Genomic DNA, 12,838 nt, shown 5'->3' with positions numbered 1-12,838 from the left:
ATTAAACTCCGGTCAGATGGCGGATCACATAAACCGTGATCGCAGTGGTCAGCATAAAGGTCAGCGTTGCCACGATGGAGCGTGGCGAAAGACGCGCGTTGCCGCATACACCGTGACCCGATGTACACCCCGCACCGAAGGTAACGCCAATCCCAACCAACAGGCCGCCGACCACAAGCATCGCAGTTGTTCCGGGTACCTGAATCACGGGCATTTGACCTGTGAGCAGCAAAACAACAGCGGGGCCGCTGATCATACCGGCCATCACTGCGGCGCGCCACGACCAGTCAGACCATCCTGCAGGCTGCAACAGCCCTGCCAGAATACCGGTCGCGCCCATCACGCGGCCCAGAACGGCCATCAACAGAACAGCGGCGAGGCCAATCAACGCCCCGCCCGCAAGCGACTGAAACGGTGTGAAAACAGTCTCCATCATAGCTGGCACGTCCGGATGCCAAAGATACGATATAGCAGGCAAAACCGCATCGCCGAAGTTGCCAGCATCACAATGCCCAAGATCACCGAAATCACGGTGGCCGTAGTGGATGCAAAAATTGCCCATCCCGTCACGAACGGCGCAAGGAGCAGGACAATGCCCAGAACGATGCGGATAATACGATCAATGTTGCCGATATTTGCAGTCATTTTTCTGTCTCCTGATGAAGTTACGTCCTGTCTAGCGCGACAGGCTCTTTCTATTGGTGACATTGTCACCAAGCGTGCTTCTTTATTTAGCTGTGATGATCCGCCAACTGTTCCAGTCGCACTTTGTCCAGCAAACTGACGCTGCCACGGCTTTGTGCGATCCATCCCCGCCGTTGGAATTCCTGTAGTTGGCGGGAAATGACCTCGCGCGCTGTGCCAAGTTCGACCGACAGTTTTTGATGGGTTGTGACAACAACATCCTTGCCGCCTGACAATTCGATCAGTTTATGCGCCAGTCGAACATCCATCCGCTGAAAGGCAACCTCGTCAATCATCAGGAATAAATCGGTGATCCGTTTGGAAAAGGCAGCAAAAACAAAATCACGAAATGATTTGGACTGCGCAACCAGATCGTCGAACACACCGCGCGGCACGGCGGCTGCACGCACATCGGTTTCCGCGATCCCTTCGGCAGAATAGTCGTCAAAGGCCAGCAGACATGCGGTGGTCAAAACACAGCTTTCCCCTGCGTGTATCCGGTACAAGACGATTTCGTGTCCGGTTTCGGATACCTGCTGCACCCGCACCGTGCCATCCAACAGGAACAACATATTTTCCGGCGAATTTCCCGGACCGAAAACAGTGTGCCCCCCGGGCGCGGAAATGATCCGGCTCTGAGACAGCAACAGCTTCTTTATCGGTTCTTCCAGACGTGACAGCCCCGGAAACCGGTCAACCCATACCTCTTTATCGTTCATCGGATTGATACCTCCGCTACGGGTTTGCCAGACCGGTGACCTACTGCGCCGATCCCCCTAGGCCAAGGCAATACCAGCTATCGACGGATCATCAAGCACTGCGGCGAACCGTCCTTTTGCAACCGGATGCCATGGAAATACGCATTTTGCGAAACGAAGTTCCGTAGTGCGGTATTGGCAGCCCCGATTTTTCCGCCTAGTCTCTTGATGAAAGAGAGTCGCGCACCGCGGGGAGGTTGCGGTTGTGCGGCTTGACCATACGGGAGGGACACCATGACGAACACCCATCGAAAGCGCGGTTGCATCCGATGAATGCGATGACGCCGGAAGCCGCCGTAGTGCATGTGACAACGACAAACCCGACCTTCGCCGTCGCCCCGACCGTGATCCGTGGCGTTACGTTCACGGCTTTCCAGAACATCCCGCCTACCGTTCCTGCGCTGATGGCCGCAGGCATGGCACAGCATGACAACGGGGCATCCCACTACCTTCTTTATGAGGGCGAGCGGTGGACGTATGGTGAATTCTGTGCCGAAGTTCGGCGCGTGGCGCAGATGCTGCACACGAAATTCGACATCGGCAAAGGTGACCGCGTTGCGATTGCGATGCGCAACTATCCCGAACTTATGATACTTGTACTGGCGATATCATCGACAGGGGCGACAGTTGTATTTGTCAACGCCTGGTGGACCACGGACGAATTGGAATACGCGCTGCGCGACAGTGCTGCCAAGCTGGTCTTTGCTGATGCCCAGCGTATCGAGCGGCTTCTGCCGCTGGTTGACGGTTTAAGCCTGACGCTGGTGGGGGTGCGTGATGGCGAAGGAATGGTTGATCACAGCTATACTGCTCTGCAAACAACCGCACCTGATACCCCGCTTGACGCAAAGATCGACACAGATGATGATTTTGCCGTGATGTATTCATCCGGCACCACAGGACATCCCAAAGGGGTTGTGCAGACCCACCGCAGCGCAGTGAGTGCCGTGTTCAGTTGGCTGATGCAGGCTGTTATGGCCCCGCTGGTCAATCCGCCACCAGACGACGCGCCCGAGGCGCCGCGCCCCTCGGCGCTGGTGGTCACGCCACTGTTCCACGTCACCGCAACCCACCCGTTGTTCCTGTTGAGCCTGATCGCAGGGTCGCGGATCACCCTGATGCGCAAATGGGATGCCGATGAGGCCGTGCGCCTGATCAATGCCGAAAATATCACCCGCTTTCTGGGTGTGCCAACACAATCTGCCGAATTGATGAACGCCGCGCGCGCATCGGGGGAGACGCTGAAGACGTTGGATTACATCGGCGCTGGCGGTGCAAAACGCCCCGGTACGCAGGTGGCACAACTGGCCGAGACTTTCCCGAACGCAAATGTCGCCACCGGATGGGGGATGACAGAAACGAACGCATTAGGCATCGGAATGATCGGCGATGATTACCTCAACCGCCCCGAATGTGCAGGCAAACTGCATCCTCCTTTGCAGGAATTGCGACTGCTGGATGACGCAGGCAATAAGGTGCCGCTCGGCAAATTGGGCGAAATAACTGTGAAAAGCCCTGCCAACATGCGCTGCTATCTCAACCAGCCCGAAGAAACCGCCAAGACCTTGCAGGACGGCTGGCTGCGCACCGGTGATCTGGCTGTGATGGACAGCGAAGGCTACGTCACGATACTGGACCGCAAGAAAAACATCATCATACGGGGCGGCGAAAACATCGCCTGCCTTGATGTAGAGGGCGCATTGCACCGGCTGCCGGATGTGGTCGAAGCTTGCGTTTTCTCGATCCCCGATGACAGGCTGGGCGAAACTGTCGGGGCCTGTGTGCAACTGCGCGAAGGGGTGGAAATGACCCAGGAGCAGATGGCCCAAGCGCTTGAAGGGCATCTCGCCAAATTCAAAATACCGCTGCATTTGTGGACACAATCAGGTCCGCTTTTGCGGGGGACAACCGACAAGATAGACCGGCGCGGATTGCGCGCGGCCTGTCTGGAAATGGAAAAGGCAAAAACATGACAGCAACAACCGAAGAAATCGGCGACTATATCGCGGCAGCAGGTAAAGCGGCATGGGAGGTGCCGGACCTTGACCCGAACACGCCGCATCGTGAAATCAAGACTGTCGGCATCATCGGCGCGGGCACAATGGGTGGCGGCATCGCGATGAACTTTGCCACGGCAGGGTATGACGTGAAAATCGTAGAAACCACCCAAGAGGCGCTGGATCGGGGCCTGAACGTGGTGCGCGGAAATTACCAGCGCTCTTCCGACAAGGGGCGCTTTCCACAGGACGAGGTAGAGGCGCGCATGGGCCGTTTTGACGGACGGCTGGAACTGGCCGATCTGGCAGAGTGTGATCTGGTGATTGAAGCCGTGTTCGAGGACATGGATCTAAAGCGCAAAATTTTCACCGAGCTTGATAGCGTGATGAAGAAAGGCGCGATTCTTGCCACCAATACATCGGCGCTGGACATCAACGAAATTGCCGCGATGACACGGCGCCCCGAAGACGTGATCGGGCTGCACTTTTTCTCACCTGCCAATGTGATGAAGCTGCTGGAAATCGTGCGTGCGCACCACACCGCTGATGATGTGGTGGCCACCTGCATGGCACTGGCAAAGAAGATCAACAAGATCGCGGCCCTTGTCGGCGTTTGCCCCGGATTTGTGGGCAACCGGATCCTGTTTGCCCGCCAAATTCAGGCAAACAAACTGCTCGCCAAGGGATTGATGCCTTGGGATGTAGATGCCGCACTGAACACGTTCGGTTTCAAAATGGGCCCCTTCCAGATGAGCGATCTTGCCGGTCTGGACATCGGCTGGTCCAAAGGCGCAAAAACAGACAACCCGATCCGCGACATGCTGTGCGAAATGGACAGGCGCGGGCAGAAAACCCAGGCGGGGTATTATGATTACGACGAAAACCGACGCCCCGTCCCGTCAAAGATCACTGCTGGTATTATCAAGAATGTGACAGGCGCCGAACCCGCCACGATGAGCGCGGAAGACATCATCGAAATCTGCATTTATCCGATGATCAACGAAGCTGTGAAAATTCTTGAGGAAAACAAGGCGCAGCGGCCATCTGATATCGATGTGGTCTGGCTGAACGGTTATGGCTGGCCTGCCGATAAGGGTGGCCCGATGTTTTATGGTGACATGGTCGGCGCGCAGGCTGTTCTGGACCGGATGGAGGAACTCGGCGCTGACGACCCTGATTTCACCCCCGCAGACACATTGCGCAAACTCGCCGCAACTGGCGGAAAATTTACCGAAATCGATACTGGAGGTCTGAAGGTATGAGCTACGATTACATAAAAACCGAGAAGAAGGGTCACATTCTGGTTGTGACGATGAACCGGCCCGATGTGTACAACGCCATTCATTCCGACATGCATTTCGAAATGGCGCAATGCTGGGATGAATTTGCCGCCGATCAGGATTTGTGGGTGGCGGTACTGACAGGCGCAGGTGACAAGGCATTTTGCGCTGGCAACGATCTGAAGGCCACTGCCACAGGCGGCAACAAGAGGGGCACGCCTGACAGTGGCTTTGCTGGTCTGTCATCGCGGTTTGATCTGGACAAGCCGATCATCGCAGCCGTGAACGGTTTTGCCATGGGGGGCGGTTTTGAGACAGCCTTGTCATGCGACATCATCCTCGCGTCGGAAAACGCAAAATTTGCACTCCCCGAAGTGAAGGTCGGGCTGTTTGCTGCAGCATCCGGTGTGCAACGTCTGTCGCGCTATATCGGGCGGTTGGCCGCGCAGGAACTGATGTTCACAGGGCGCACCATTCTGCCTGACGAAGCGCTGGAGCTGGGCTGTGTAAACGCCGTGCATCCACATGATCAACTGATGCAGAAGGCAATAGAGAAGGCAGAGGAGCTTTGCGCCGTTTCACCATCGTCTGTCAAAGCGACCAAGCGCGTGCTGAACGACATGTACGCCCGTGACGGCATGCAAGACAGCATCGCCTATTCCCGTGAAGTGATCGCTGAACTGGCTAAAACAGAAGACTTCAAAGAAGGCGTGAACGCTTTCGTCGAGAAACGCAAACCCGAATGGGTCAACAAATAACGCCGACAGGCGATAGAATTAAGAGGGAGACAGAAATGTCTGATACACCAATGGAAATGAACAATCTTGGCATGTCCGAGAAAAACAAACCGCTGCTTGCAGCGGTTATCAAACACATCCGCGAAAACGTGGACCCGATCACCGAAGAATATTTTGCTTTGGGTGAAGGCCGTACCGACCGCTGGTCATATGCGCCCGGTCAGCTTGAACTGCTCGAAACGGCAAAGAAAAAGGCACGCGAGAACGGGCTTTGGAACTTCTTTCTGCCAAATGCGGAAACCGGCGAAGGGCTGAGCAACCTTGATTACGCTTATATCGCTGCGGAATTGGGCAAAAGCCCGCTGGCCTCCGAGACGCTGAACTGCTCGGCGCCCGATACAGGCAATATGGAAGTGCTGGAGCGGATCGGGACGCCGGAGCAAAAAGAAAAATGGCTAAAGCCACTGCTGGCGGGTGAAATCCGCAGTGCGTTTGCCATGACCGAGCCTGATATGGCGTCATCAGATGCAAAAAATATCAGCACCTCTGCGGTATTGGAGAACGGTGAATGGGTGATCAACGGCGAGAAATACTATATCTCCGGCGCGGGTGATCCCCGCTGTAAAATTATGATCACCATGGTCAAAACATCCCCCGACGCAGAGCCGTTCCGCCAGCAGTCACAAATTCTGGTGCCGATCGACACGCCCGGTGTCGAGATTGTCGGGCCAATGCATGTATTCGGCCACGATGATGCACCACATGGCCACATGCACATCAAGTTTACAAATGTGCGTGTTCCTGAAGAAAATATACTTTGGGGTGAGGGCCGTGGTTTCGAGATTTCCCAAGTTCGCCTTGGGCCTGGTCGTATCCACCACTGCATGCGCTCTGTCGGGGCTGCGGAAAAGGCACTGGATCTGATGATCGAGCGCGGTCTGTCACGCGAAGCATTTGGCAAGAAGATCATTGATCTGGGCAAAAACATGGAGACAATCTCCCGCTCCAAGATCGAGATCGAAGCGATGCGCCTGATGGTTCTGAAAGCGGCCAAGGCGATGGATGTGCTGGGTAACAAAGAGGCGCGCATCTGGGTAAGCATGATCAAGGCGATGGTGCCGGAAAAGGTCTGTAACATTATTGATGATGCTATGCAGGTACACGGTGCCACAGGTATTTCACAGTGGTCGCCCCTGTCAGGGATGTACACAGCACAGCGTACCCTGCGCTATGCGGATGGCCCAGACGAAGTGCACCACCATGTGATCGCCCGAGCCGAGGTGAAGGATTATCAAAACTCCAATTCACGCACGGATCGCGCGCGTAGCGAGATCGCTACGGGCCGCACACGGGGCGGTGTATGAGCAAGTTGTTTGATCTGACCGGAAAGGTAGCGCTGTTGACCGGCGCCTCCAAAGGGATGGGACTGGCGATGGTGACCGCACTGGCAGAGCATGGTGCAACTGTCGTCATCTCTGCGCGCAAGCAAGACCAGCTCGATACCGCAGCCGAGGGCATCAATGCCCTCGGTAAAGGCACTGCACATGCAGTCGCGTGCAACGTGGGATATAAAGAACAGCTTCAAGCGCTGGTCGATAAAACCCATGAGCTGGCCGGGCCGATTGATATCGTGATCGGCAACGCGGGGGTGAACCCCTATTACGGCAAAACGTCGGAAATACCCGACGACGCTTATACCAAAACGATGGATGCCAATGTGCGGTCTAACCTGTGGCTGGCGCAGATGGTGGCACCGGATATGGTGGCATCCGGCAGCGGTTCGATGGCATTCACCTCCTCCATCGGGGCGTTCAAACCATCTGAAATGCTGGGCACTTACGGGATGTCAAAGCTGGCCTTGATCGGATTGGTACGCAACCTCGCGGCAGAGTTCGGACCAAAAGGCATCCGCTTTAATGCGATATGCCCCGGATTGGTGAAAACCGAATTCGCACGCGAGTTGTGGGACAATCCCGAAGTTGCCAAGCGGATCGAAAACGAAATCCCCCTACGACGGTTGGGCGAGCCGGAAGATTTTGCAGGTCTCGCTGTATTCCTTGCATCTGATGCGTCCAGATACATGACCGGACAGGCGTTGACCGTCTGCGGCGGCTCTAACATGTGGACCTGATATGGAACTGAAAGACAAAATCATTGTGGTCACAGGCGCTGCATCAGGCATTGGCCGTGCGATGTGTCTGCGCTTTGCCGAAGAAGGTGCCAAATTCATTGCATGCGTAGACCGTGACATGAAGGGCGCGCAGGAAACAGCCGCTATGATGGGCGGCACAGCCTATGAAGTTGATGTTTCGGTAAAAGACCAGATCACCGGGATGATCGACACGGTGGAAGCTGATGCAGGCCCGATTGATCTGTTCTGCTCGAACGCGGGTATTTCTGTCGCCGGTGGTGTTGAGGTGGCCGATGAAGATTGGCAGCGGATCTGGGAAATCAACGTGATGTCGCACGTCTGGGCGGCGCGCCATCTGGTCCCCTTGATGTCTGAACGCGGCGGCGGCTATTTACTGAACACTGCTTCGGCAGCGGGACTGCTGAACCAGATCGGCAGCGCGCCGTATGGCGTAACCAAACACGCGGCAGTCGGACTGGCCGAATGGCTGGCGCTGAGCTACGGCGATCAGGGCATCAAAGTTTCCGTGTTGTGCCCGCAAGCGGTGAAAACCGAAATGACACGCGGACACGAAGATCATGTTGCCGCAATTGACGGCATGATGGAGCCTGCACCCGTCGCCGAAGCCTGCGTGCAGACCATCCGCAACGAGACATTTCTTGTGCTGCCACACAAAGAAGTCGAAACATATATGCGTAACAAAACAGACAATTATGACCGCTGGATCGGGGGGATGCGAAAGCTGAACCGCCGCTTTGGCAGCTTTGACAGTTAGGAAATACAATGATCGGCTATACGACTATCGGCGTGAACGACATGGAGCGCGCCAAGAAATTCTACACTGACCTGTTTGCAAACCAAGGTGCAAAAGTTGTTATCGACATGGGGCGCATTGCCTTTATCGGAACCAAGCGCGGCGAACCGATGTTGGCGGTTTGCGAACCCTTTGACAAGGAAGCCCCCACTCCTGGAAACGGTGTGATGATAGCATTTCCGGTCGGCGAGAAGTCGGATGCCGACAAATTGCACGCGCGTGCGCTAGAGCTGGGCGGCACCTGTGAAGGGCCTGCGGGACAGCGCATTGAGGATCGGTTTTACGGATCCTATGTGCGTGACCCTGACGGTAACAAACTGTGTTTCTTTATGTTCGGATAAACAAAATCCGGCACGTTTAAACGACGTGCCGGATTCCGTTTATTGGAAAAATGAAGAGATGTGCCTATTTCTTATTGATGGGGCGCATCAATCCTTCCTGTGTGACGCTGGCTACCAATGTTCCGTCTGCGCTGTAGATAGAACCGCGGTTAAATCCCCGCGCGTTGCCGGTCCACGGGGCATCCATGTCGTAGAGGTGCCAGTCACTGAACTGGATCGGGCTGTGAAACCACATGGCATGATCCAGGCTGGCTGTCATTACATTGCCCTGAAACCACGTCAATCCGTGGGGCCGCAAAGACGAGCCGAGCAAGTTCATGTCTGAAGCATAGGCCAGCAGGCAGTGCTGCATTTGGGGGTTCTGGCCTTTCGCAGCCTCCATACGGAACCATAGGCGGTTCTGGTCGCTTTCTTTTTGAGGTGTAAAGAAGTCTCGAGGGGCTACCTCGCGCAGTTCGATGGGGCGGCGGCGCAGAAAATCATCATGGTATTTCTCAGGAATTTTTTCCACATTAGCTTCACGCAGTTCTTCGCGGTTCGGCCATTCTTCCGGCTCACCTACCTGTGGCATCGTGTGCTGGTATGCCCAGCCCTCTTCTTCCTTGTGAAAGGATGCGGACAGGTTGAATATCTGTTTGCCGTGCTGGATTGCGACAACGCGGCGGGTGGTAAAGCTGCCTCCGTCGCGGGCGCGGTCGACCTGATAGATCACCGGAATTGCTGGATCACCGGGACGGATGAAATAAGCGTGCAAACTGTGGCACAGCCGATCCGGCACCGTGCGGTAGGCTGCCATTAATGCCTGTGCAATGACATGGCCGCCAAAAATGCGCGTCGTTGTTTCACCACCCGAGCCTACGCCACGAAACAGGTCGACTTCGAGTTGTTCGATATCGAGAAGGTCCAGAAGTTGTTCAGCGACGGGGTTCATGGGATGGCCTTTTACGTGGTGGCCCGTGCATTCGCATAGGCGATAAAGAAGTCAAAGCTCGCGGGGTTGGCCATGCTGTCACGGTTCACCACGCGCTCGGGGTCACCCCCCAACAATAGCTTTTTGACAGGAACCTCAAGCTTTTTGCCCGAAAGAGTGCGAGGAATTTCCGCAACTTCGATGATTTCATTAGGGATGAACCGTGCGGAAACACCGCTGCGGATCGCCTCGTTGATTTTGTTTTTGAGTGTTTCGTCAAATGCCACCCCTGCTGCAGGCACAACAAATAATGGCATGAAACTGTCGCGACCCAGAAACTCCAGATCAATGACGAGGCTATCAAGAACTTCCTCAAGTCCTTCAACGGCCTGATAGATCTCTGACGACCCAAGGCGCAGCCCTTTGCGGTTTATCGTGGCATCCGAGCGGCCATAGATCACACTTGCGCCGTTTTCATCAATGCTGATCCAGTCCCCGTGACGCCATACTCCAGGATAGGTATCATAATAGCTTTCGAACAGACGCGATCCGTCATCGTCGCCCCAGAAGAAAAGCGGCATGGAAGGTAAAGGCTCGGTGCAGACAAGTTCGCCGACTTCACCAATCAGTTCGTTTCCGTCGGGATCAAAGGCGCGCACGGCGTTACCCAGCGCGCGACACTGCATTTCACCCGCGCGCACCGGCATTGCGGGATGACCCAGCACAAAGGCTCCCGCCAGATCGGTACCGCCCGAGATTGGCGCAAGCCAGACATCTTCCTTCACATCACGGTAAATCCAGTCATAGACATCCGCGCTCAACGGTGAGCCTGTTGAGCCGAGCGAACGCAAGGCCGACAAATCAACAGCCTCCCGCGGGCAAATACCCGCTTTCAGGCAACCGGAGAAAAACGCTGCGCCTGCGCCGAAATACGTGAGCTTTTCATTTGCGGCAAAGCGCCAAAGCGTTAGCATATCGGGATGGTTTGGCGCGCCATCGTAGAGGCAGACGGTTGCCCCTTGCCCAAGGGCCATCCACTGGGCGTTCCACATGATCCACCCTGAAGATGTCAGCCAGCTAAAACGATCTTCTTTACCGAGATCGTGATGCAGCGATTGTTTGGCCGCTTCGAGGACGACACCGCCATGCCCGTGAACGATGGGTTTGGGATTGCCTGTCGTGCCGGATGAATAAACAATCCAGAGGGGGTGGTCGAACGGCACCTGCGTCGCCTCGAACGTCGCATCATCGTGCAGCAGGCCGTCCCAGGCGATATGTCCCTGCGGCACTTCACCAATAACCGGAAGGGTAATAAACTGCGTAACGCTGGGCAGTTGCGAAGTAATCTGCGCCAGCACATCACGTCGGTCGATCGTTTTGCCACCGTGAATATATCCGTCCTGCGCGATCAGAACCTTTGGCGCGATCTGTTTGAAGCGGTCCAGAATGGCGACATGCCCCATATCCGGCGCGCATAGCGACCAAGCCGCGCCGATACTGGCGGAGGCGAGAAAGGCAATCAGCGCCGCCTCTGTATTGGGTAGGATCGCGACTACACGGTCGCCCTCCTCTACCCCCATGCGCCGCAGATGAGCAGCCACGGATGCGACCTGCGCGCGCAATTCGCCCCATGAAAGCTCCATCCGGCCCGATGTCTCGGACAGACTGACGATGGCGGGGTGGTCTTCACGACCCTCGGCGTGACGCAGTATGTTATCGGCGTAATTCAACATCGCGCCGGGGCACCACTCTGCACCCGGCATGGTGCGTTTTCCCAGAATACGCGTGTAGGGCACACTGGCGCGAATGTTGAAGAAATCCCAGATCGCGGCCCAGAAACCTTCTAGATCGGAAACGCTCCACCGCCACATTTCATTGTAGTCGTCAAAGGTCAGATTGCGTGTATCATTTAAAAACCGCTCGAACGCGGCCATAGTGGAATTGTCTGCGCGCTCCGCAGTGGGGCGCCACAAAACGCGGCTCATGTCATCGCTCCGTGGATAAGTGCTTTCAGTTGCGGGCGTGCGGGATAGGCGCTGCTGGGGATCAATTGTGTAAAGAAGACGACCGATAGATCAGTCACCGGATCGATCCAGAAGAAGGTGGACGCCATGCCGCCCCAACTGAAATCACCCACACTTCCCGGTGCCCGTGCGCGGCCAGCGTCCAGCAACACAGCACCGCCAATTCCAAACCCCATGCCTTCCATTGGCTGCTCGGCAAAGCTGCTCGGTCCCATTGACGCGATATCGCCGCCCAGATGGTTGCGCATCATAAATTCGAGGGTTTTGGGGCCAATCAGGCCACTGCCCCCTGTGCGCATCATTTCACAAAATTTAAGATAATCATCGATTGTGCCGACCAATCCGCCACCGCCGGAATAGAGGTTTGCATCAAGGAAGGGCGATTTATCGACACCGTCGATCAGGCGCAGCGTATTATCAGCAGCAGCGACTTTGCCCACTGAAAACGCATCCCCCGCAAGCGGGGTGTAACAGGCGGCAAAACGGTCGCGTAAAGCGGCGGGAACCGAAAAACGGGTTTCATCCATGCCAAGCGGTGCGAAAATCTCTTCCACAAAAAATTGCTCGAGCGATTTGCCAGAAACGATTTCGACAACCCGCCCGATGATGTCGATCGCGACTGAATATTCCCACCGCGTTCCGGGAGCAAAAGCAAGCGGCAACGCTGCAACGCGGTCACAGGCTTGCGCCAGCGTTTCACGATCGCCACGGAATTCGATCTTTTGCGCCGTCATTTCCTGCCCCAGAATGCCGGGGTTGAATGCATAGCTTAGTCCCGACGTGTGGGTCAGCAACTGGTGCAAAGTGGGTGTTGCACAGGGCATCACCTGATCAATCCCTGTTGCGCCATCCAGCAGGCAATGCATGTCGGAAAATGCGGGAATAAAATCGGATACAGGCGCATCAAGGTGGAACAGACCACGTTCCGCCAACATCATCAGCGCCACCGATGTGACGGGTTTGGTCATCGAATAAATACGCGCCACGGTATCGCGCTGCCAAGGGGCGGCGTTTTCGACATCGCGCAGGCCGCAATCATCGTAAAACACTTCTTCACCGCTTTGAGACACCAGAACCGATGCACCGGCGAACCGGCGGGTGTCGACGTAGGATTGCATCCATGTACTGATGCGGTTCAGGCGCGTGCTGTCAAACGCCATCA

Annotated in this window: 13 protein-coding genes; 7 read left to right on the top strand and 6 right to left on the bottom strand. The window is 55.8% G+C overall.

The window, feature by feature from the left end; genetic code table 11:
• Position 1: 1 nt before the first annotated feature.
• The 3 genes from OS189_RS13990 to OS189_RS13980 all read right to left on the bottom strand — a co-directional run bounded on the left by OS189_RS13990 (position 2) and on the right by OS189_RS13980 (position 1,403).
• Complete coding sequence (locus OS189_RS13990) at positions 2 to 433, bottom strand: YeeE/YedE family protein (protein ID WP_267168013.1); 432 nt, start codon at positions 431 to 433, stop codon at positions 2 to 4.
• Positions 433 to 645 (bottom strand): YgaP family membrane protein, encoded by a 213-nt coding sequence (locus OS189_RS13985; RefSeq protein WP_267167949.1) that lies wholly within the window; start codon positions 643 to 645, stop codon positions 433 to 435. The genes OS189_RS13990 and OS189_RS13985 overlap by 1 nt, the downstream gene beginning before the upstream one ends.
• A gap of 86 nt (positions 646 to 731) precedes the next feature.
• Positions 732 to 1,403 carry a Crp/Fnr family transcriptional regulator gene (locus OS189_RS13980; RefSeq protein ID WP_267167948.1) on the bottom strand — a complete coding sequence of 224 codons (672 nt, stop codon included), beginning with the start codon at positions 1,401 to 1,403 and terminating at the stop codon, positions 732 to 734.
• A 308-nt stretch (positions 1,404 to 1,711) separates the two neighbouring features.
• On the opposite strand from OS189_RS13980, the gene OS189_RS13975 reads away from it, so the two are divergent.
• The 7 genes from OS189_RS13975 to OS189_RS13945 are packed head-to-tail and all read left to right on the top strand — an operon-like array spanning position 1,712 to position 8,742.
• Entirely contained in the window at positions 1,712 to 3,415 is a 1,704-nt protein-coding gene (locus tag OS189_RS13975) for a class I adenylate-forming enzyme family protein (protein ID WP_267167947.1), read from the top strand.
• Positions 3,412 to 4,701, top strand: coding sequence for a 3-hydroxyacyl-CoA dehydrogenase (locus tag OS189_RS13970; protein ID WP_267167946.1), 1,290 nt, complete (start codon positions 3,412 to 3,414; stop codon positions 4,699 to 4,701). The genes OS189_RS13975 and OS189_RS13970 overlap by 4 nt, the downstream gene beginning before the upstream one ends.
• A complete protein-coding gene (locus tag OS189_RS13965) occupies positions 4,698 to 5,477 on the top strand; it encodes an enoyl-CoA hydratase-related protein (protein WP_267167945.1) in 780 nt (259 codons plus the stop codon). Before OS189_RS13970 ends, OS189_RS13965 begins: the two co-directional genes overlap by 4 nt.
• A 56-nt stretch (positions 5,478 to 5,533) precedes the next feature.
• A complete protein-coding gene (locus OS189_RS13960; RefSeq protein ID WP_416237485.1) occupies positions 5,534 to 6,820 on the top strand; it encodes an acyl-CoA dehydrogenase family protein in 1,287 nt (428 codons plus the stop codon).
• Positions 6,817 to 7,587 carry an SDR family NAD(P)-dependent oxidoreductase gene (locus OS189_RS13955; RefSeq protein WP_267167943.1) on the top strand — a complete coding sequence of 257 codons (771 nt, stop codon included), beginning with the start codon at positions 6,817 to 6,819 and terminating at the stop codon, positions 7,585 to 7,587. Before OS189_RS13960 ends, OS189_RS13955 begins: the two co-directional genes overlap by 4 nt.
• Before the next feature lies 1 nt (position 7,588).
• On the top strand, positions 7,589 to 8,362 hold the full coding sequence (locus OS189_RS13950; RefSeq protein ID WP_267167942.1) for an SDR family oxidoreductase: 774 nt from the start codon (positions 7,589 to 7,591) through the stop codon (positions 8,360 to 8,362).
• Positions 8,363 to 8,370: 8 nt separating this feature from the next.
• A complete protein-coding gene (locus OS189_RS13945; RefSeq protein ID WP_267167941.1) occupies positions 8,371 to 8,742 on the top strand; it encodes a VOC family protein in 372 nt (123 codons plus the stop codon).
• Between the two features lie 64 nt (positions 8,743 to 8,806).
• On the opposite strand, the gene OS189_RS13940 is transcribed toward OS189_RS13945, so the two are convergent.
• From OS189_RS13940 to OS189_RS13930, 3 genes are read right to left on the bottom strand one after another with little or no spacing between them, the layout of a single operon-like run.
• Positions 8,807 to 9,673: an acyl-CoA thioesterase gene (locus OS189_RS13940; protein WP_267167940.1), complete on the bottom strand. Its 867-nt coding sequence runs from the start codon at positions 9,671 to 9,673 to the stop codon at positions 8,807 to 8,809.
• A gap of 11 nt (positions 9,674 to 9,684) precedes the next feature.
• Positions 9,685 to 11,637: an acetoacetate--CoA ligase gene (locus OS189_RS13935; RefSeq protein ID WP_267167939.1), complete on the bottom strand. Its 1,953-nt coding sequence runs from the start codon at positions 11,635 to 11,637 to the stop codon at positions 9,685 to 9,687.
• Positions 11,634 to 12,836, bottom strand: coding sequence for a serine hydrolase domain-containing protein (locus tag OS189_RS13930; RefSeq protein WP_267168012.1), 1,203 nt, complete (start codon positions 12,834 to 12,836; stop codon positions 11,634 to 11,636). The genes OS189_RS13935 and OS189_RS13930 overlap by 4 nt, the downstream gene beginning before the upstream one ends.
• Positions 12,837 to 12,838 lie beyond the last annotated feature (2 nt).

This window comes from Sulfitobacter sp. F26169L, assembly GCF_026410285.1.
In the GTDB taxonomy this organism is placed as follows: Bacteria; Pseudomonadota; Alphaproteobacteria; order Rhodobacterales; family Rhodobacteraceae; genus Sulfitobacter.
Note: the sequence above shows the minus strand (reverse complement) of the source record. Positions and strands in the feature narration are given on the sequence as shown.

What these genes read in the sequence shown, in the direction of transcription:
- OS189_RS13990 (WP_267168013.1), bottom strand. Translation starts at nt 433, where the DNA reads ATGGAGACTGTTTTCACACCGTTTCAGTCGCTTGCGGGCGGGGCGTTG.
- OS189_RS13985 (WP_267167949.1), bottom strand. Translation starts at nt 645, where the DNA reads ATGACTGCAAATATCGGCAACATTGATCGTATTATCCGCATCGTTCTG.
- OS189_RS13980 (WP_267167948.1), bottom strand. Translation starts at nt 1,403, where the DNA reads ATGAACGATAAAGAGGTATGGGTTGACCGGTTTCCGGGGCTGTCACGT.
- OS189_RS13975 (WP_267167947.1), top strand. Translation starts at nt 1,712, where the DNA reads ATGAATGCGATGACGCCGGAAGCCGCCGTAGTGCATGTGACAACGACA.
- OS189_RS13970 (WP_267167946.1), top strand. Translation starts at nt 3,412, where the DNA reads ATGACAGCAACAACCGAAGAAATCGGCGACTATATCGCGGCAGCAGGT.
- OS189_RS13965 (WP_267167945.1), top strand. Translation starts at nt 4,698, where the DNA reads ATGAGCTACGATTACATAAAAACCGAGAAGAAGGGTCACATTCTGGTT.
- OS189_RS13960 (WP_416237485.1), top strand. Translation starts at nt 5,534, where the DNA reads ATGAACAATCTTGGCATGTCCGAGAAAAACAAACCGCTGCTTGCAGCG.
- OS189_RS13955 (WP_267167943.1), top strand. Translation starts at nt 6,817, where the DNA reads ATGAGCAAGTTGTTTGATCTGACCGGAAAGGTAGCGCTGTTGACCGGC.
- OS189_RS13950 (WP_267167942.1), top strand. Translation starts at nt 7,589, where the DNA reads ATGGAACTGAAAGACAAAATCATTGTGGTCACAGGCGCTGCATCAGGC.
- OS189_RS13945 (WP_267167941.1), top strand. Translation starts at nt 8,371, where the DNA reads ATGATCGGCTATACGACTATCGGCGTGAACGACATGGAGCGCGCCAAG.
- OS189_RS13940 (WP_267167940.1), bottom strand. Translation starts at nt 9,673, where the DNA reads ATGAACCCCGTCGCTGAACAACTTCTGGACCTTCTCGATATCGAACAA.
- OS189_RS13935 (WP_267167939.1), bottom strand. Translation starts at nt 11,637, where the DNA reads ATGAGCCGCGTTTTGTGGCGCCCCACTGCGGAGCGCGCAGACAATTCC.
- OS189_RS13930 (WP_267168012.1), bottom strand. Translation starts at nt 12,836, where the DNA reads ATGGCGTTTGACAGCACGCGCCTGAACCGCATCAGTACATGGATGCAA.